Consider the following 19,179-nt stretch of genomic DNA (forward strand, 5'->3'; position numbering starts at 1 on the left):
TGGCCTTAGCGTTCGCGTTGGCGGAGCCTCTCGGAGAGAAGCATCTGGTAGAGAAGCTCACCGTACTCCTTCGGAGAAGCAAGCTACGCGTAGCCTCTCGTAGAGAAGGTATCGCTTTGGAAATCGGCTCTGGAGTGCATAGTCGAACCAGACATTCTTCTAGCTCAATTTCTACTCAACTACTTGACAAAATTTTCTGAAATAGCACCGTAGCCATGTTCTATTGCAAGAGTTGCTCTTAACCTCTTGGCTAATCTATCAGCTTTATTTATAGTTTAGCTGCAAATGAACCATTCAATAATAGTATTTTAAAGCACATAGTTTCAGCAAAATTGCACTGGACAGGTCTTCACTGGTACTGAAATTACAACGATGGATTAACAGCCTAGGCGTAGATAGATCGCTTAGATGAAGGATACTGACTGAACTAAACTACGAATAAAGCTGTAATGCAACCCCACTTGACTCAACAAGCTAAAATCGGTTCCTGCGATCGCTCCAGTTGCCTGCGTCGCAGGAACCCCGAAAACTTGTACCTGCATCAATCGCAATCCGACCGCTACGCCGATCAATAGTGACACGAGGTTTGTTTAGCCCATTGATCCGGTATCTTCCTGTAATCCGATCGGGCGTGATCTTGAGATCGTTGAGGTTCCACCATCCGTCAGTCCCGCCCGAATTGATCGGTGCAATTAGCTTTCTGGTTAGATGAATTCTCCCCTTCATATCGCGAATCTCGACTTGAACATCGGAATCGAAATCCTCCGTTGATGATTCTACACGATCGCGTAGGGCGTATCGATGGCTGCGATCGTCCCATTCGTAGCTATTTCGGCTGGCGATGCTAGGTCTGCGACCTTCACCGTAGCAGATCAACGTCAGCCCCTGACTCAACGAGGTGCGATCGTCACCTTCAGGTGTACCTTGTTCCCGCAGATACCTATCGATCGCTGTCTGAGCTTCACTGATGTCTCTCGCACTACAAGATCGACCATTTTGCAGAAGTTCTCCTTGCGGGTTAAAAAGTACAGCGCAGCCACTTCTTAAAGACAGCCTCGTTACACTCAAATTACCATTGTCTACAGTGTCAATCACAGCTTGAGCATTAACAGAACTCGTCCCGGTGAAAGCGGATAAACCCAATATGACAGGAGCCAAGATTCGCAATGTTTTCATAGATTAAAGCAGATTGATTTGAACAGTGTATTGATCTGAAAATTTTGCCGTTGCTTTATTCTCCACTATCTGCAATGGATACATTTCCTTGACATTGAGAAAAGGTACAAGACATTGCAACAGTTCAGTTGTTTGCTCATTAAAAGTAAGGGGATCGCATGTGCTATGTCAATCAACGACACTCTCGACCCGTCCTTGCAGATGATTTGTCCTGAGCGATTGAATTGCTTTCCGTAACACGACAACAGGCTCTACTTTATCAATGGGAAGACCAAGCTGCGCTGTATGTTTTTGCATTGCCAACAGATTTTGGTAGAGCACAATCTTTAACCCGATCGCCTTCGGAAAGTTTTTATACTTCCGCTTAAAGAACAGTCGTTCGCTCCTTATCTTCTTCAGCTCCTCTTCTGGAACCACAGTCGATTCTTCAGTTGACAGTTCAGCCGCTTGCAGTCTGTTTTCCATGCGAAATGACCGCTTGATTTGCACGATCAGGATAATGATTAACACAATGTTGTAGACGTATGACCCATATCGCATTCCGTCCCATAGCGGTCCAAAGTTCTTGCCCGCGCTGTCAAAGTCAATAGGAATACCTTGCAAGAAACTCACAATACTAGATATGACTATTATTCCAAACACCATAAGACCTAAATCAAACGCGCTGTGCATGATAGCAACGATCAAATAAAATAGGACGAATCGCTTCCACTTACTCCATCCACGCTGTGTTGACTCTGCCGCGAATCCAATACCCATGCCTACAAAACCTGACCAGATAATGTGCTCACTTAATCCCCACAATCCGAAGCGCGTAGATTGTTGAACCAAAGTGTCCAGCATAGGTGACTTATGGATCAGATTAGCGATATAGACTCCCATCTCAATGATGTTAAAGCCCATCCCTGCAAGTGTCCCATAGACGATTCCGTCTTTTCTAGTCCGGATCAGGTTCGGGATATAAATTGCCAACAAAAGAACTGGCAGAATCTTCAGCCCCTCCTCGACGAATCCAACTGTTGCCTTTGGGTAAGGAGAGACGGTATTGAAAAAAGCGGCGGCAGGGGCAGTGATGAAGAAAACACTGGCGATCGTAAGGAAATGAAAGAAGCGGACTCGCCGTTCGCGATCCAGAAAGTAAAGCAGGAAATAGCCCACAATCGAGCCGGCAATCGTGTAGGGAACCCAAAGCCAAATGACAAATGGGTTTTTGCCCGCGTAAATACCTAAATATGCCAGCACTGATACGACTAGCATAATCCCCAACAAGATTGCCTTGCCTCCAGGCGATCGCCACCGAGAATTGTGAAGCAGGTAATCTTTGACAACCGGATCGATTAAATTGGTAACTGTCTCAGTCTTTTTTCTATATTTATCATGGCTCCAATCGGGTCAAAAGCGACATCAGCACCCCTGCTCGAATTGAATGACGGTTGATACATCAAATCAACTTCCATAGAATTCGCTTCTTAATTTCCACAGGCTTTTAAATTGACAAATTGCACTTTGCACCAGTTCAAATAACTACCGCTTTGGCAGGATGCTGCATGACAACCTACTTTGACGAAGTTGGAGGCAGCACGAACTTGGTTTTCAAAGCTTCCTTGCACGCTGCATTGGGGGAAGAAGTGGGATTCGTCACAAATGCGGCTCCGACATCTCTAGCACATTGCGAAAATACAAGAGCACCATGCCCAAAATTGGGAAATTCTATCAATGTGCCATTTCTTAATCCTGCTAGTGCCTGTTTGCCCACAGTTGTAGGTGTTTGAGCATCATAGCGATCTTGGAGAATCAGGGTAGGAATGCTGCTTTTTACGATTTCGCGATCGCGCTGCGGAGCAGGCTTGACAGACCAGATTTGACAGATGGCGTAGGCTTGCCGAGCACCCAGCGCTCTAGTTACTCCCAAACTAGGCATCTCCAGCGCTTTAAACGTTGCGTTCGTCTGAGCCTGATCGCTAGAAGGGACTAAATCTTGACAATCGAAGCTTCTAAACACACCCTCAGCCTCGTCGCTATCTATTTTCAGGACAGAGCGGAAAATAGTCCCAATCGATTCATAAACATGACGCATTTCTGTATTTGACATTGTTTGCAAAGGTTGAATCAGCGGCTGTCTCTTGTTCTCTGGGAAGATTTCCGCGATCGAGGCGATTAAAACACTGCGATCGCGCGGTTTTTGAGTTTGAAAGCCCACGCCATAAAGATTAGCTCTGGCTTTGGGGCGTTCTTTTTCGGGCAGGGTTTCGATCATCGTCAGTACCTGCTGTAGCCATTTCTGAGAGGGACGATTGGCTTCAGCTAAGTTGGCAGTTTCAGTCAAAAGTTTGCGGGCTTGTTCTCGCAACTCATCCGCTTTGGCAAGAAGTTGTTCTGAACGACCAATCGGAATCGGCTTGGTTGGGGGAGTCAGGAAAATCTTGCCTGATACGACACCTGTATAAGTCGTGGTGATGCCTCGTTCTAATTCCGACACGATCAATGGAATGTAAGCAGCTTTCCGTGCATCTAGATCAAAATTCACTGATTCAACTAAGGCAGCAAAATCTGCCACTGACACTGCTTTATCAGTTCCCGCGATCAAAATGGGCTTCTTAGCAAGTGTTTTTAGAAGCGCAATCGTGCGTGCTTTGAGATTGGGATACGCTGCATTACAGGCGGTGTCCTTCTGACAGTCTTCAATCAAATTCAGCATCACCACTTCCAAATCCCTCGGTACATCTACGTACTTTTTCACTTGAGGGGGAATCGTGGAATCCAGCACGACACTCCGCAGACGTTGGGGATAGTCGCGCATAATTCGCAATGCTAGATAAGTCCCGTAAGAAATGCCATAGAGATTGACCTTTTGATAACCCAAAGCTGTCGCCAGATTGATTGCATCTGTGGCATTGTTAGTAGTGTTGTACTGATTGAGATCAAAGCCGTGTGCCTGTAGTAACTGAGAGCAGACTTTGTAATATGAGAGAATCTCAGCGAGGTTAGACAGATCCTTTTCGAGACTGGCAGCAAATTTTTTAGTAAATTCAGCATACTGGTTGCGCCATTGGATGTTGGAATCTTTAGCCAGCGTATCCAACCCAATGAAGGTGGGAGAACAAGCCAGATCGCCCGAAAATCGAGAGCCGCGCTGATCGAATAGAATCACGTCACGGGTCTGACGCTGAGGTTCATAAAATCGAGGGACTACTGATAGATTCGTTATATCACTGCTGCCCGGACCTCCATGTAAAACTAAGAGGGGATCATGCTGGGGTGCAAGACTCTTGCTCTTGAAAATGGTGTAAGTAATTTCAACTTTGCGTCCGTTGGGTTGGGTGTAGTTTTCGGGAACGGTGAGAATGCCACAGATCGTCGTTTTGCCGTCGATTTCTTCTGGCCCAACAGCAACGGGGCAAGGGATTTGAGTGGTGCGGTAGAGAGATGATTGCAGTGAAGGTTGCTCGGCTAATCCAGCTTGAACTGGATCAGCGAGCGCGGTTGCGACTACTAAAAGCAAATTTTGAAGCTTCATGTTAAAAATGTCTGGTGATTATTGAGGAAAATAACGAATCAGAATCCGTAAGCCGATCGTGAAGTGTCACTGGAAGTTACAGACAAGAAGTTTTTGCGTCATGTGTCATATTTGATGACACTGCATAAGATTAATTACTATGAGAATTTTTCTAGTTTTGATTGTCTAGTCCCGGATTTCTCACAAAGATGTGAGTGACGAGCTGCTAATCCAAAGCTGGCTGACTTGAGAGCGATCGCAACCGCAAAACACTTTGTTATTTTTCAAAACCATTAAATCCGGTCGAAACCTATACTAGATAAACTTTTTGTGGTTACGATCACTCTGCTTGTAAGAAATCTGATTAGTACACTCTCAAAATCAAGACATCAATTTTATTCACCACCATCGCTGAAAATAATGTTGTCGCTACGAACCCAACCAAATGCTCCCGATTTCGGGAATTTAACTTTACACCAGTTAAGCTGACTACCACGTCTATCTTTGTCTTGAACGCATTGCAAGTTTTGGACGCGATCGCCACCTAAACCGTAGCCGCTAGTCGGTGAATTGATAGTTGGTCTTGTACGTAGGTTAATTCTTCTCGATCGTCCTCCAGATAGCCTCACCCAATTAGATTTAGCGATGATATAAGGTTGGCTTAACTGATTTACAACAGAAGGATTTGAGGTTACAGAAACATCATTAATTCCTTGCACTTGTTCATTAGTAATATTTGCTTTCACTGGAAAAGTAGTAGTAATTGATGCTAAAAATAAAACAGTGGTAACAAGTAATGTTTTCAGTTTCATGATTTTTATTCGCCTAAATGTTGACAAACTAAACTTTATTTTCTGCGGAGAGTGATTAAAGAGCGCTAAATTGGATTGTTTGTCCAGATAGCAACTAATTCCGACAATCCTGTGGACCCCCTGCGTAAACAATCGATTGGTAGCGTCCTTGGTCTGTTCGGATTGTTACACAGTAGTTAGTTTTGTCTTCTAGCCAATAGCCGTAGCCTGAATCATCACTCTTGACCCATCGATAACCCCGTTTTTTGACTGTGTTTTCTGCCTGTCCTGCCCTTGCCCCCACTAAATCACTCAACGGAGGGACGGTAGTACCCGCCTCAGGTTGACGTCTAGCAGTAGCCCTACCATTTCTGTTACCTGAGTTTTGTCGATTGGCAGATGTATCCCAGTAGACAAAAATCGACTCGCCACTGAGGCGATAAATCTGTCCCCGATCGCCAAGTCCAGCTTGTCGATAGGCAGTATCACCATTTTGATCGCGATAATTGCCGGGTCGATTACCCACAGGGAGGAGGTCATAGCTACGACCATTTTCCAGTTGAATGCTAACCGCACCCTGCCGTTGGGAAAAGGTACACCGACCAGAGGATGTGGCGCGGTCTTGTCCTTTTGGGAACACATCGCAACGGGCATTCACAGTATCGGCTTTGACGGATACGGGAAAACTCAAAGAAGCGATCGCCAGTGCTACTGCTAAAAACGAATTTAAAGATTTCATTACCATCAAACTCCTGAGTTAGTGACAACGAAGATGACATTTTATATCATCCTTTAAATGTGCGTTCACTAGTTGACATTTGAAAAATATTTTTAAACTATTTTGTTCTGTAACTCGCCGAAAGCTTTTGCACTTCTGAATTTTAGAGCTTTTATATAAAAAGCGATCGCCAGTTTTTTCTATTAACCTTAAAATATCTAAAATTAATTTATGAGAGGAAATTAAAGTAGGACGATGACCGACACTAATATCAGTTGCTTAATCACTTTCCCATAGATTATGTTCTTGTTTAATCGCTTCCTCTATTCAATAATTCGGTTTGTGCTAGTCAGTGTGATGACGATCGCAATGGTGCTTGGTTGGAGTGCGATCGCTCACAGTCAACTGCCTTTGTTACCTACCGCAGCATCCAACGATCCGCACAAGCCACCTAGTGGTGTTACCCGCCTCGGTATGTATGAAATTGCGTCTGTGCATTCACCCTTAGATAGAAACTTATTGTTTGAGATTGTCTCTCCCACTGTTTTTAATCGTAGTCAACCGCCAGACGGATCTCTTCCAGTAGAGGTACGTGCCGAAGAAATTACGCAACGGCTGATGCGAGCGCTCGACCGAACTAACAAAGCCAAACAAACTCCTCTGGTTTCTATTGCCATTCTGAATAAAGGCTTAATCCTACAGCTAAGTGACGATCAAACAACCCGTCCTTTAAGGCTGGTGACAGTAACAGATCCAGATGCTGACTACTACGGGAAAACTCTAGAGGAATTGGCGCAGGATTGGCAAAAAATATTACAAGCAGAAGTGGAACGCATTAATAGACTCTTCTCGCATAAGGTATTGTTGCAACGGATTTGGCAGGCACTGCAAATTAGCATCGGCTTAGTGTTGGGGAGTGTTATGTTGTGGTTACTGCGGCGAACTCTAATTCGCAAACAGACGGCATTGCAAGTACGCCATCAAGAGCATATAGCTGCGGTAAAACAGGATGTGGTCAAGCGATCTGAGGCAGAAACATCCACAACTATTCACACAATAGAGACCAGCGAAAACAAAACAGAGCCAGACACCATCGCCGATGGGCGATCGCACTTTCTAGAAATGATCCAACACCAGTTCAGCCTCAAGCGCCAACTGGGGATCTATTCTCTTCTCACATTGCTACTGTTTTGGGCATTTATTCTGATGTGGTACATCGGGATTGTGGTCATCATGTATCGCGTCCCCTACCTCATGAGATGGTGGACGCAGGCTGTAGCCAGGCCCCTGGCGCTACTGATTATTTGGTTTTTCATCAGTCTTGTTATTCGGATCGGTAAAACCTTAATTGACCGCCTCACTGATGTCTGGATAACCCATCCCTCTCTCCCCTTGAGTGAAACTCAACGGATTGCACTGCGAGCTGCAACAGTTTCCGGCGCACTCAAAGGATTAATCACTTTTGTTTTCATCACCTTGGGTATCTTGCAGTCTTTAAATATCTTTAATATGCCTACCAGTTCAATTTTGGCAGGGGGTGCTGTCATCGGGATTGCAATTTCTCTTGGTTCCCAAAGTCTGATTAAAGATTTGGTCAATGGCTGCTTGATTTTGATGGAGGATCAATTTGCTGTGGGAGATGTAATTGAGATTGGGGATAAAAGCGGACTGGTGGAAAATCTCAACCTGCGGGTGACTCAACTACGTAATAACGAAGGTAAACTAATTACCATTCCCAATAGCAATATCACGAATGTCAGCAATCTAACTCGCTTCTGGTCACGGGTAGACTTTTCCATTGTGGTGGCCTATGAAAACGACCCCAAGCAGGTTTTAGAGATTCTCAAGCAAGTATGCAAACAATTGTATAGGGAAGTAGAATGGCGCGATCGCCTGCCAGAATTGCCCCAAGTGTTGGGGATTGATGACCTATCCCACATGGGTATGTTAGTGCGCGTCTGGATTAAAACCGCACCTATGGAACAATGGAACGTTGGGCGAGAGTTCCGTCTACGGGTACGGCAAGCCTTTGAAGCAAACAATATTCAGATTGAACGCAAATTGAGGATTGTCAGCCGGAAACGAATAATTTAGCTAAATCAATAATAAGTACGAGGAGCAGCAAAAAAAATAAACTCTTTCACCTTCGACCAACAATTTTCAATCGCAAAGAAGTCAGCACAAAAATATAAAAAGATTTATCATGGGTGATAATGATTATCCATATAACAAGAGGCATTTAGAGTATGGTGGCTGATGTAATTAACAATTTAGTTCCCGTTACAGTTCTGACAGGCTATTTGGGAGCAGGTAAAACGACTCTACTCAATCACATCCTCACCTACGAACACGGCAAAAAAGTTGCTGTGATTGTCAATGAATTTGGGGAAGTGGGTATTGATAATCAATTGATTATCGATGCAGATGAAGAAATATTTGAAATGAACAATGGCTGTATCTGTTGTACAGTGCGCGGCGATTTGATTCGGATCATTGGCAATTTGATGAAGCGGCGCGATAAATTTGACCATATAGTGATTGAAACAACTGGACTAGCCGATCCTGCACCAGTGATTCAGACATTTTTTGTTGATGAAGACTTGCAAAGTCAACTGTCTCTAGATGCGGTGGTGACAGTCGTAGATGCCAAGCATATTTGGCAGCATTGGGATGCAGACGAAGCCCAAGAACAGATTGCTTTTGCTGATGTGATTTTACTTAATAAAACAGATTTAGTAGCACCGGAAGAGTTGGATGAATTAGAAAAACGGATTCGGGCGATGAATGCGATCGCAAAAATCTACCGTACCCAAAATTCTGAACTAGGAATAGATGCTTTATTAGGTGTAAAAGCCTTTGATTTAGACCGCGCATTAGAAATTGATCCAAATTTCTTAGGCGAAGATGCCCACGTACACGATGAAACTGTCTTTTCTGTGGCTTTAGTAGAAGCAGGTGCAGTCGATGGAGAAAAATTAAACACTTGGATTTCCGAGTTACTGCGTACCCAAGGGCCAGATATCTTTCGGATGAAAGGTATTTTAAATATTGCTGGAGAAGATAATCGATTTGTATTCCAAGGAGTACACATGATATTTGATGGCAAACCCGATCGCCCCTGGAAACCAAGCGAAACCCCCAAAAACGAATTAGTCTTCATCGGTCGCAACCTTGATGCAGCCCAACTCAAGCAAGATTTTCTCGCGTGTCTAGCATAAAACAAGCTGTTCCTGAGCAGAGGGACAGAGGGAAAATAACTTTCTTCCCAATGCCCAATGCCCAATGCCCAATGCCCAATGCCCTCTTTACAAATATGAACTCCATAACCAAATCTAAGGAATTTGAACAACACTATTCGGGAACACTTTCAGATTATGTAACTGCGATCGCTTGGTCGCCACAAGGTAAAACTTTAGCAGCAACTTCCGCCGCCGGTGAAGTTGTTCTGTGGAATAATGGCGAACTCACAACTTTGCAAACTGCTAACGGTAAATCAGTAGACTGTCTGGCCTTTTCGCCAGATGGAAAATTTTTAGCCGTTGGCGGACAAGATGGACAAGTCAGAATTTGGCAGAATACTGAATTAATCGCCACTTTGTCAAATGCTCCCGCATGGGTTGACAAGCTAGCTTGGAATTACACTAGCAACCAATTGGCTTTTAGCTTGGGGCGTTACGTCCAAGTCTGGGATGCAGATACTCATGAAATTGTCGTGACGCTGAATTTCGACAACTCTTCAGTATTGGGTATAGATTGGCGCATTGATGGACAGTATTTAGCTATTAGTGGTTATAAGGGAGTCAAGATTTGGCATAGTCAAAACTGGGATGAAGACCCATACATCTTAGATATGACTACTGTCAGTTTAGCTATGGCTTGGTCGCCCGATGGCAAATTCCTGGCGTCTGGCAACATGGATCGCAGTGTCACCGTTTTAGAATGGAACAACCCCGACCCTTGGGTGATGCGTGGTTTCCCTGGTAAAATTCGCCAATTGGCATGGTCAGAAGCTACTACCAAAGTAGGTGCGCCAATACTGGCATCTTCTAGCGTTGAAGGTATTGTGGTGTGGGAAAAGCTAGAGGATGATTCTTTAGGTTGGGAAGCGCGAGTTTTAACTAATCATGTGGGTGTGATCAATGCGATCGCCTTTGCACCCAAAAGCTTCCTCCTCGCTTCTGCTGCTGCTGATGGCTGGTTATGTTTGTGGAACAAAGCCCAGGAAGTATCCCAAATTATCACAGGTGTATCAGGAGGATTTTCTAGCCTAGCTTGGCATCCCCAAGGCAAGTTACTGGCCGCAGGCGGTGATCAGGGCGAATTAGTTGTATGGTCAAAGGTTTTGCGGGGTCAAGGATTCGGGCAAAGTTAAAATAATTCGTAATTCGTTATGACGCTCGCGGACTCGCTACCGCGACGCTAACGTAATTCGTAATTTAAAGACTGTTACATAAAAGTTTTTAGGTGAATCCTTAGATACTGAGAAAGCTGCTGGTAAGCTAGTGAGTTGGTGCGTTCGCGTAGCGTGCCGTAGGCGTTCGCAATCTGTACCCAAGCTGTGAGGCTCTTAAACAAAAAAGCTAGTCCCGGAATTAGAAAACTTGCTAGAGTGAACAGAGTTAGCCTTAATGTCTAATCGCCAAAACCTATACATCTCATGGATTTTGCTAATATTGCATCCCAGTTAAACGCTGGAACGATTTTGCCAGAGGGGATTGTTATTCTCACCCTCTTGGGGGTTTTGATTGTTGATTTGATTTTGGGGCGTACATCCGCACGCTGGATTGGATATCTAGCGATCGCAGGTTTATTTGCTTCGATTATCGCCCTATATTTTCAATGGGACTCTCCTAATCCCATCTCTTTTACCGGTAGCTTTAACGGTGATGACCTGAGTATCGTCTTTCGCGGTATTATTGCCTTGTCTGCGGTTGCCACTATACTGATGTCAATTCGCTACGTTGAGCAGAGTGGCACCCCTTTAGCCGAATTCATCGCTATTTTGCTGAGTGCTACTTTAGGAGGAATGTTTTTATCCGGGGCTAGTGAGTTGGTGATGATTTTCATCTCCCTAGAAACCCTGAGTATCTCCTCTTACTTGTTGACAGGTTATACTAAGCGTGACCCCCGCTCCAATGAAGCATCGCTGAAATACTTGTTAATTGGAGCTTCCAGCACGGCAATATTTTTGTACGGTGTATCACTGCTGTATGGACTATCTGGAGGACAAACGGAACTAAGTGCGATCGCTAATGGCATTGCCACAGCGAAAGTCGGTCAATCTTTAGGTTTAGTGATTGCCTTGGTTTTTGCGATCGCCGGTATTGGCTTCAAAATCTCTGCTGCACCTTTCCACCAGTGGACACCAGACGTTTACGAAGGCGCTCCCACCCCAGTCATCGCCTTTTTATCTGTCGGTTCCAAAGCAGCTGGATTTGCCCTCGCCATCCGCTTGCTGACAACAGCCTTCCCCCTTGTTGCTGACGAGTGGAGGTTTGTCTTCACTGCTCTGGCCGTTCTCAGCATGATCTTGGGTAACGTAGTCGCCCTAGCCCAAACCAGCATGAAACGGATGCTAGCTTATTCATCCATTGCCCAAGCTGGCTTTGTGATGATTGGCTTGATTGCTAGTACACAGGCAGGGTATGCCAGTATGATATTTTACCTACTGGTTTACCTGTTCATGAACCTGTGCGGTTTTACCTGCATCATTCTGTTCTCACTGCGGACGGGAACCGACCAGATTTCCGAATATTCTGGCTTATATCAAAAAGACCCACTCCTAACACTAGGGTTGAGTATTTCCCTGCTTTCCTTAGGTGGGATTCCACCATTCGCGGGGTTTTTCGGCAAGATTTACTTATTCTGGGCTGGTTGGCAAGCAGGACTTTATTGGTTAGTTTTGCTGGGCTTAGTTACCAGCGTCGTATCCATCTACTACTACATTCGCGTAGTTAAGATGATGGTAGTTAAAGAACCCCATGAAATGTCCGACGTGGTGAAGAATTATCCCCAAGTGCGTTGGGATTTGCCTGGGCTAAGACCTTTGCAGGTCGGGTTAGTGGTAACATTAATTGCCACTTCCATAGCAGGGATTTTGTCAAATCCACTGTTTACATTGGCTAACAATTCCATCTCCCATACCCCAATTTTGCAAGCAACAATCAACAGTAGTGTAAAAGCACAAAATCTCCTGCTTTTACCAAAGTTAGATTCGGTTAGTCAGTCTCAACCCTCAGCTGATTCTACTACTAAGATTTAACCGAGTTTCAATAGAACTTTGTGCTACAAGAAACGCCTGTTTGCTAATGAGCAGACAGGCGTTTGTCATATCTTTTAACTAAGGGGATAGATGTTGTCCGTGTCCTAAACGAAACGGAACCAGGGATATAGAGTCCTTGTTCAATGATGATGGGCTTTAGAACCCTCTAGCTTTTTATTAGACTGAGCTAATAGGTATCTTAATTACAAATTCTGCACCTTTTCCAGGAACACAAAAACAGCTAAGTTGTCCTTTATGTTTTTCAACTATAATCTGATAGCTTATATATAGCCCTAGTCCAGTACCTTTGCCCACAGCTTTAGTGGTGAAAAACGGCTCCTTGACTACGACATATTAACGTTTGTCCATCATTCTTTCGTAAAGTCAAGGAGCCAATAACCATTGTCCTGCTACTTGAACAGGCTTGCAGGTACTTTACAACACCGTTAGCAGACTCAGTTACAAATTCAAACAGCATTTTTCCCCGCAGTTCCTGACGGCGTAACCCCAACATATCTGCTACTGGTTTATTAGTAGCCAACAGCTGACCCTCTCCACTCACCAAGAGTAAAGGTTCTGGTAAAACTCTGGCAAATTCAAGAAATTGTTCAGGAGTCATGGGGTTTCCAATTTCAGGGTTTGACTCTACTTTACATATCTGCACTCAAGTTTGTATCTTGGGGTTGGTTGAGCACTGAAGAGTTTACACAGATTCTAGTCCCCGAAAGTATTCTCGACCTTCTGCATCTTCTGCCTCTTCTGTAATTTTTAAGTAGACAATAACTCTACATCCAGAAGCACCCTTTGCTATTGTCTCTTGCAATTCTACTTTTGCATACCCCAGGTTACTAGCTGCGATCGTCCCAAAGACGTTTGAAGTCATCATGCACATGGCAGGGCGATTAAGTACTTTGTCACCAAATGGGCAGGTGCGGTTGCCAAAGACTATTTTTTGATCATTTTGCTCAATCACATAAAAATCGCCCTGGATTCGTTTTTTTAAATCAACCAAGACATCAGCTACCTGCTTACGGGAAAGGTTGGAGACTTCCAGGGCAGATTTGTAATCTTGGTTGAGCTGTGAACCCATCCTTTCACCAACTACACTAATAAATCCTGAAGCTTCTTCTAAGCCAACTACGTCCTGCAAAGTGCCAGATAATTCTCTGATTAATGTACGTAAAAATACATCGCGTTCTAAAGAAAGATTAAGCGTAGCTATTGAGCGGTTAAGTGTATTGGTCATAGATTTTGAGGACACAATCTTGGAAGTATAGTTCTAGAGTTCCCCAAAATGTCTCTAAAGTAACTACATAATATCTTTCTTCAGAAAATTTGATGCTTGCTTTTGTTCCGAATGAATTGTGATGGTGATCACAAATTCTCAACCTTGTCGTTGCGATAGTTGCCGGTTTTGCAAAGTCTCTTCTAGCTTACGTCCCATGATTCTTAAATGGGAAGCTTAATGATAAACTCTGAACCTTGTCCTAGTGCTGAATTTACCTCCAGAGTTCCTCCATGTTTTTCGATAACAATTTGATGGGCAATTGATAATCCTAATCCTGTGCCTTGACCGACAGCCTTGGTGGTGAATAAATAGTCAAAGATTTTTTGCTGGACATCAGCCGACATTCCCACCCCATTATCTTTAATCCGAATCAAGATATGATTTTTATCTTCAGTCAGAGTGGTTTGAATCAAAAGTTGATTAGGATTTGCTTCAATTTCACTATAGGTGCGTCCTATATTAGACTCCTCTAAAGCATCAATAGCATTAGCTAACAAATTCATAAATACCTGATTTAGTTGTCCGATAAAGCATTCTAATTCTGGCAAATTATCGTAATCTCTAATTACTTGAATATCGGGTCGATGCTCGGATGCTTTTAAGCGGTGTTTAAGGATCATGATTGTGCTGTCAATGCCATCATGAATGTTGCAAAAAACTTTGCGATCGCTATCTGAGCGAGAAAAGGTTCTTAGACTGGTACTAATGTTGCGAATGCGCTGAACACCCTCTTGCATTGAGGAAATTAAATTAGGTAGATCGGAAAGCATATACTTCAAATCTATCGCTGCAATTTCCTCTTGAATTTCTGGAACCGGATTAGGATAGTGCTGCTGATAGAGATCAATGACCTTAATCATGTCTTTGAAATATACTGAAGCATGTCCGAGATTTCCATGAATGAAACCAACTGGATTATTAATTTCATGAGCAACTCCTGCTACTAATTGACCAAGGGCAGACATTTTTTCTGTCTGTACAAGCTGAAGTTGAGACTCTTGTAGGTCTTTTAATGCCCTAGACAACGCTGCTGTCCTTTCTGCAACTCGTTTTTCTAAGGTTTTTGTAAGATTTCGTAATTGAAGATGGGTTTTAATTCTAGCTAATAATTCTTCTTCATTAAAGGGTTTAGTGATGTAATCAACTGCCCCGATACTTAGACCCTTTACCTTACTATCCGTATCAGAATTTGCCGTCATAAAGATTACGGGAATATCACAAGTAGCTAAATTATTTTTCAGTCTTTTACAGGTTTCAAATCCATCTATTCCCGGCATCATTACATCTAGTAAAATCAAATCAGGCAGTCTATATTCAGCTTGCTTAAGTGCCCTTTGCCCATCATTTTCTGTAATAACTTCAAAACCGATATTAGTTAATACCTCAAATACAAATTCTAGATTTGTATTAGTATCATCCACTACTAGAATCAAACTATCTTCTGGTACATAAAGCATTTTTATATCTGGCTTGTTATTCATGTATTTAAATTACTTTTACTCATTGTTACTTATTCACTATTGCCCTGCGATCGCAGCTAAGTCATCTCTATTTTATTGGCAGACTGACTGACAAGTTTTTAGTCTGACAATCCTATAGTTCCCAAAAAGTTTGACAACAGCAACATTCTCACACGTAATCGACCACGGAGGCGATCGCTACAGGATGGAAATTAACCACCAACCTTCACTTTCACTAGAATTTAATATCCTCTTTCAAGAAGGCGATCCCCCTAAAGTTAGTTATTATTACCCTTGTATTTTTATAAAAGGAACGCTATCTGATCGCAATATTGTTGATACCATAGGTTAATTTTTTCAGTTCGTCAACAGCATTTATCATGAACAGACACAGAGGTAGCTATTTTTATTAGAAAATATAATTCCATATAATTACGGTTATTTTCTCATAAAAAATATTGAGCAATAGCTAGATAACTATTGAAATATTCATATACGTTTACATACTACTGATAGTGGTGTAAATATGATTTACGCACACTTTAGAAAACGTTGTGTTATTGTGAATTTTTCAAAAAATTTGTTAAAGACTCAGATGATTTTCTGAGTACGATCCGTTAGCGACTGTATCAGCCACATGAATTAAAACAGCATAAAATAGCCAAGTTACCCAAATTTGTAGCTTCACACCATTAATTGAGTTATTCACCTGTTGACATTACCTTTTTCTTAAGTTGTCACCAATAGTCTGAGAGTGGGAATGCCTAATGAGGCGCATTTCCGGCCTCTTGCTGGAAACGAGGTTTTTCCTTGTCTCCTAAAGTGAGTTAAGCTATCTATGCTTTTGCGATCGCTTAGGCAAGTACTGTTAAACTTCAAAATAAAAATGCTAATGCTTGTTGCTCATGCTCTTGACAAAATCCCTAGCTAATCGAATGAAACAGTCCTACTGCTTGCTTAAAAAGACTTACTCTAATTCGCTTCTTTTTAAGGAGGGTTAGGGAGGATAAAGCTTTAACCCAAGCGTATTAAATCGGCTTGTTCTTCTGGTTTAGTATCTTTGAAATAATAGTTTCTCAGGAAATATTCAAAAAATATCTCAAAATAGCGGCTGAAAGGTACATTCAACCTAATCCACAAAAGGCAGATGAGGTTCAAAATGTACTCAAACAATTATCTGAATAGTACTAGCAAGTTAAGTGATTAACCTAAAGCATAAAAAAACAAAGTGTAACACACCATACATTTGCCTCCGCATCCGTGGTTTGCTAATCACAAACTAAATTCGGCTGCATTATCCTCATCCACATCTGCATCCTTACCCATAGCAGTAGGTTTAAATTTAGAACCATGAATTAATTCAGCAAACGCAATTCCTGGATTTTGGTGAAGAATATTCAGCACACTCATAAAATCTCGCACAATTTCCCCTGGTGTAAGTAATGCTTCTGCACCCAAGCGATTAATAATTTCTTGCACAAACTCCTTCAACTCACGATTTGTCAAAGTCTGTTCATAGCCAAAATTGAGTGTATGAATCTCAGCTAAACGTTGCAGAAGCGTCAAGATTTCTGCTTCACTCAAGGGATTTAAGCGAATCACTGGCCCTAAATGTTCCTGAACATTAGCTTGTGCAACAAAACGACTTTCTTTTGTGCGTCTTTGCCAAGCTTGGTCTGCAAAAAGTCCTCGTTTGGGGTCTTCTAAAAACTTGGTGGTTCCACCAACAACAATACCAAGATGTTCTGCTTTACATTGCATGGTATCGTTAAACATTGCGAGGAGTCGATTATAGTTCTTTTCTCGCGAGACTGTAGTAGATATTTGATATAAATGTACGGCTTCATCAACTAAAATTAACAGTCCTTTATAGCCAATTTCAGCTACAAATTTAGCAAACAGTTTTATATAGTCATACCAACTATCATCATCAATAATGACGCGTACTCCTAAAGCTGCTTTCGCCTCAACTTTAGTAGTAAATTCTCCACGTAACCAGCGCATCGCCGCATTTTTTAAATTATCATCATCCAATCGGTAGCCACGCCAATAAGCAATAATCACGCTACCAAAATCAAAACCGTGAACTAAGTCTTCAATATACTGAACTACTTCCCTAATTTTCGATTCAACTTGGTCATCAAAACCATCGTCATTCGGACGCATTTCAGTTTCTTTAACCACTTCTTGTTGAATTTTATTAATCCATCCTTCTAAAATAGAGACTAAAGCACCACCATCAGGACGAGTTTTTGTAGCTAGGTGGCTCATTAATTCTCGATAGGTGGCTACACCTTCATTGTTGCTTCCAGCTAATCGGCGTTCAGGGGATAAATCAGCATCAGCTACTACAAAACCTTGCTCCATAGCCCGGTTACGAATTAGTTGCAGTAAAAAACTTTTCCCAGAACCGTAGTTACCAATTATGAAGCGAAATGCTGCTACACCTTCTGCAATATCATCGAGATTTTGTAATAGGCTTTTGAGTTCTTTTTCTCGACCTACTGCTATATATTCAACTCCCACTCTTGGTACTACTCCCGCACCAAGGGAATTGATTAAAGCAGTGGAGATTTTCTTCGAGATTTTCAGCTTTGCCATGTATTACATTTCACTTTATTCTCAACGCAGAAGCACGCAGTAAGTAGGTAAGGTACATATTCACTTTACTACTAATCTGAGGACGGCAATAATAATTTAATTTGACGAAGTATGTCTAGCCATGAGATAGTCATATATTGCAATCATTTTTTTGACATACATCAGATGCTCAGGGTAAACTTCTGGACTTTCCGAATCTGTATTAATTATTAATTCACCAATAGTATCATTTGCCCGTTCATTTATAGAATCGATTAATAGATTGGGCATGGTAATGTTTGCTTCGGCAATTTTTTTAATAGCAGCATTGGGATTATCTTGTTCGAGTATAGCTTTTAATACTTGTAACTCATATCCTGGTAAATTTTCTAAAAAACTAGCCCATTCTTGGGGTATATTATCCGATGTATCAACTTCCGAAGTGTCTATAATTGCTGAAGATTCAATCATTTCAGAGAAAGGAAACAATTCAATATCATCTTCTTGGGAATTATTAGACAAAGGTTGTGGGTTAAATGTTTCTATTTGTTGGAGTAATTCCCATACTTGATTTTGCAATGAGTCTCGTTCTTCTTGCAATAATGAAACTTGCCCTTGCAACTGCTGCAACTCGGCTTTTTGTTCTGCTAGTTGGGTTTGTGAAGAATTCAGGATAGCTTGGATATTTTCTCTTTCGGTTTTTGTCGCTATAAGTAATTTATTTTTTTGGTTTGTCTCAACTTCTAGCTCTTGAATTGCAATTCGCAGTCCGTGTAATTTTTCTTCTAATTGGGGTTTGAGTCTGCCTAAAAGAGTTAAATTGCTTTCTATTTCTTGTTTCTCCTGTTGGAGCTCGGAAATTTGATTTTGCAGCTGGGTGATTTCAGTGCGAGATACATTAGAATTCGACTCTAGACGGCGCTTCTCTGCTGTGAGTACAGAAAAAGTATTGTTTAATTCTACTTGATTTTTTTGCAAGTTATTAATTTCAGTTTGCAGACTAATAATTTCGGTTTCTAACTGCTTTTTATGTCCGGCAAATGTTCTTAATTCTCGATGTAGATTATCCCTTTGGTTACGACTTTCTGTTACTTGATTTTGCAGCTGTTGTGACTCAGCATATAATAAATTATGATGTTCTTCAATTTGATTTATTTCTCTGACAACACGAGCCTTCAATCCCTCCATATCTTTAATCCGCTTGCGGAGAGAACCTAAAACAAACATTTCATAATTTCTGCGTCGTCTATCTACAAATAATGCTGCTGCATAGATAGTAACAGCAGTAATTACACCTGTGAGAAAGGCTTTATTAAAATCCCAGTTTGGCACAAGGCTAAGTCCAAAACTCACACTAAAAGCAACTATCCCTAGTATCAATCGATTGCTGATCATTACTGATTGCATA

At 42.1% G+C, this 19,179-nt stretch carries 16 protein-coding genes; 5 read left to right on the forward strand and 11 right to left on the reverse strand.

Features of this window, described 5'->3' with window-relative positions:
- Nucleotides 1-474: 474 nt before the first annotated feature.
- The 5 genes from V7K31_RS12065 to V7K31_RS12085 form a co-directional block, all read right to left on the reverse strand.
- Nucleotides 475-1,176: a hypothetical protein gene (locus V7K31_RS12065; RefSeq protein ID WP_335094567.1), complete on the reverse strand. Its 702-nt coding sequence runs from the start codon at nt 1,174-1,176 to the stop codon at nt 475-477.
- 168 nt (nt 1,177-1,344) lie between these two features.
- A complete protein-coding gene (locus V7K31_RS12070; protein ID WP_335094568.1) occupies nt 1,345-2,433 on the reverse strand; it encodes a PrsW family glutamic-type intramembrane protease in 1,089 nt (362 codons plus the stop codon).
- Between the two features lie 298 nt (nt 2,434-2,731).
- A complete protein-coding gene (locus V7K31_RS12075) occupies nt 2,732-4,693 on the reverse strand; it encodes an alpha/beta fold hydrolase (RefSeq protein ID WP_335094569.1) in 1,962 nt (653 codons plus the stop codon).
- Between the two features lie 374 nt (nt 4,694-5,067).
- A complete protein-coding gene (locus V7K31_RS12080; protein WP_335094570.1) occupies nt 5,068-5,484 on the reverse strand; it encodes an SH3 domain-containing protein in 417 nt (138 codons plus the stop codon).
- Between the two features lie 94 nt (nt 5,485-5,578).
- Complete coding sequence (locus V7K31_RS12085) at nt 5,579-6,202, reverse strand: hypothetical protein (RefSeq protein WP_335094571.1); 624 nt, start codon at nt 6,200-6,202, stop codon at nt 5,579-5,581.
- A gap of 279 nt (nt 6,203-6,481) precedes the next feature.
- Here V7K31_RS12085 and V7K31_RS12090 point away from each other — a divergent pair, with 279 nt between their 5' ends.
- From V7K31_RS12090 to V7K31_RS12105, 4 genes are all read left to right on the forward strand, one after another.
- Nucleotides 6,482-8,275, forward strand: a complete 1,794-nt coding sequence (locus V7K31_RS12090; protein WP_335094572.1) for a mechanosensitive ion channel family protein — start codon at nt 6,482-6,484, stop codon at nt 8,273-8,275.
- A 152-nt stretch (nt 8,276-8,427) separates the two neighbouring features.
- Nucleotides 8,428-9,399 carry a CobW family GTP-binding protein gene (locus tag V7K31_RS12095; RefSeq protein ID WP_335094573.1) on the forward strand — a complete coding sequence of 324 codons (972 nt, stop codon included), beginning with the start codon at nt 8,428-8,430 and terminating at the stop codon, nt 9,397-9,399.
- A gap of 95 nt (nt 9,400-9,494) precedes the next feature.
- Nucleotides 9,495-10,553 (forward strand): WD40 repeat domain-containing protein, encoded by a 1,059-nt coding sequence (locus V7K31_RS12100; RefSeq protein ID WP_335094616.1) that lies wholly within the window; start codon nt 9,495-9,497, stop codon nt 10,551-10,553.
- Nucleotides 10,554-10,838: 285 nt separating this feature from the next.
- The gene (locus V7K31_RS12105; protein ID WP_335094574.1) at nt 10,839-12,443 is read left to right on the forward strand and encodes an NAD(P)H-quinone oxidoreductase subunit N; all 1,605 of its coding nucleotides are present in this window, start codon (nt 10,839-10,841) and stop codon (nt 12,441-12,443) included.
- Nucleotides 12,444-12,620: 177 nt separating this feature from the next.
- Here the strand turns inward: V7K31_RS12105 and V7K31_RS12110 are convergent, their stop codons facing one another.
- The 4 genes from V7K31_RS12110 to V7K31_RS12125 form a co-directional block, all read right to left on the reverse strand.
- The gene (locus V7K31_RS12110; RefSeq protein ID WP_335094575.1) at nt 12,621-12,758 is read right to left on the reverse strand and encodes an ATP-binding protein; all 138 of its coding nucleotides are present in this window, start codon (nt 12,756-12,758) and stop codon (nt 12,621-12,623) included.
- 4 nt (nt 12,759-12,762) lie between these two features.
- Entirely contained in the window at nt 12,763-13,062 is a 300-nt protein-coding gene (locus tag V7K31_RS12115; RefSeq protein WP_335094577.1) for a PAS domain-containing protein, read from the reverse strand.
- An 84-nt stretch (nt 13,063-13,146) separates the two neighbouring features.
- Nucleotides 13,147-13,689, reverse strand: coding sequence for a methanogen output domain 1-containing protein (locus V7K31_RS12120; protein ID WP_335094578.1), 543 nt, complete (start codon nt 13,687-13,689; stop codon nt 13,147-13,149).
- A gap of 203 nt (nt 13,690-13,892) precedes the next feature.
- Nucleotides 13,893-15,212 carry a hybrid sensor histidine kinase/response regulator gene (locus V7K31_RS12125; protein ID WP_335094579.1) on the reverse strand — a complete coding sequence of 440 codons (1,320 nt, stop codon included), beginning with the start codon at nt 15,210-15,212 and terminating at the stop codon, nt 13,893-13,895.
- A gap of 130 nt (nt 15,213-15,342) precedes the next feature.
- On the opposite strand from V7K31_RS12125, the gene V7K31_RS12130 reads away from it, so the two are divergent.
- The gene (locus V7K31_RS12130) at nt 15,343-15,543 is read left to right on the forward strand and encodes a hypothetical protein (RefSeq protein WP_335094580.1); all 201 of its coding nucleotides are present in this window, start codon (nt 15,343-15,345) and stop codon (nt 15,541-15,543) included.
- A 920-nt stretch (nt 15,544-16,463) separates the two neighbouring features.
- On the opposite strand, the gene V7K31_RS12135 is transcribed toward V7K31_RS12130, so the two are convergent.
- Nucleotides 16,464-17,792 (reverse strand): ATP-binding protein, encoded by a 1,329-nt coding sequence (locus V7K31_RS12135; protein WP_335094581.1) that lies wholly within the window; start codon nt 17,790-17,792, stop codon nt 16,464-16,466.
- Between the two features lie 96 nt (nt 17,793-17,888).
- Nucleotides 17,889-19,178 carry a tellurite resistance TerB C-terminal domain-containing protein gene (locus tag V7K31_RS12140; RefSeq protein WP_335094582.1) on the reverse strand — a complete coding sequence of 430 codons (1,290 nt, stop codon included), beginning with the start codon at nt 19,176-19,178 and terminating at the stop codon, nt 17,889-17,891.
- Between the last annotated feature and the right edge of the window lies 1 nt (nt 19,179).

Origin of the sequence: Nostoc sp., from assembly GCF_036917675.1 — a bacterium.
Taxonomy (GTDB): Bacteria; Cyanobacteriota; Cyanobacteriia; order Cyanobacteriales; family Nostocaceae; genus Nostoc.

Excerpts from the sequence above, each read along its gene's own strand:
- V7K31_RS12085 (WP_335094571.1), bottom strand. The coding sequence starts at position 6,202 with ATGAAATCTTTAAATTCGTTTTTAGCAGTAGCACTGGCGATCGCTTCT.
- V7K31_RS12075 (WP_335094569.1), bottom strand. The coding sequence starts at position 4,693 with ATGAAGCTTCAAAATTTGCTTTTAGTAGTCGCAACCGCGCTCGCTGAT.
- V7K31_RS12070 (WP_335094568.1), bottom strand. The coding sequence starts at position 2,433 with ATGCTAGTCGTATCAGTGCTGGCATATTTAGGTATTTACGCGGGCAAA.
- V7K31_RS12120 (WP_335094578.1), bottom strand. The coding sequence starts at position 13,689 with ATGACCAATACACTTAACCGCTCAATAGCTACGCTTAATCTTTCTTTA.
- V7K31_RS12115 (WP_335094577.1), bottom strand. The coding sequence starts at position 13,062 with ATGACTCCTGAACAATTTCTTGAATTTGCCAGAGTTTTACCAGAACCT.
- V7K31_RS12090 (WP_335094572.1), top strand. The coding sequence starts at position 6,482 with ATGTTCTTGTTTAATCGCTTCCTCTATTCAATAATTCGGTTTGTGCTA.
- V7K31_RS12125 (WP_335094579.1), bottom strand. The coding sequence starts at position 15,212 with ATGAATAACAAGCCAGATATAAAAATGCTTTATGTACCAGAAGATAGT.
- V7K31_RS12135 (WP_335094581.1), bottom strand. The coding sequence starts at position 17,792 with ATGGCAAAGCTGAAAATCTCGAAGAAAATCTCCACTGCTTTAATCAAT.
- V7K31_RS12105 (WP_335094574.1), top strand. The coding sequence starts at position 10,839 with ATGGATTTTGCTAATATTGCATCCCAGTTAAACGCTGGAACGATTTTG.
- V7K31_RS12065 (WP_335094567.1), bottom strand. The coding sequence starts at position 1,176 with ATGAAAACATTGCGAATCTTGGCTCCTGTCATATTGGGTTTATCCGCT.
- V7K31_RS12095 (WP_335094573.1), top strand. The coding sequence starts at position 8,428 with ATGGTGGCTGATGTAATTAACAATTTAGTTCCCGTTACAGTTCTGACA.
- V7K31_RS12100 (WP_335094616.1), top strand. The coding sequence starts at position 9,495 with ATGAACTCCATAACCAAATCTAAGGAATTTGAACAACACTATTCGGGA.
- V7K31_RS12080 (WP_335094570.1), bottom strand. The coding sequence starts at position 5,484 with ATGAAACTGAAAACATTACTTGTTACCACTGTTTTATTTTTAGCATCA.
- V7K31_RS12140 (WP_335094582.1), bottom strand. The coding sequence starts at position 19,178 with ATGCAATCAGTAATGATCAGCAATCGATTGATACTAGGGATAGTTGCT.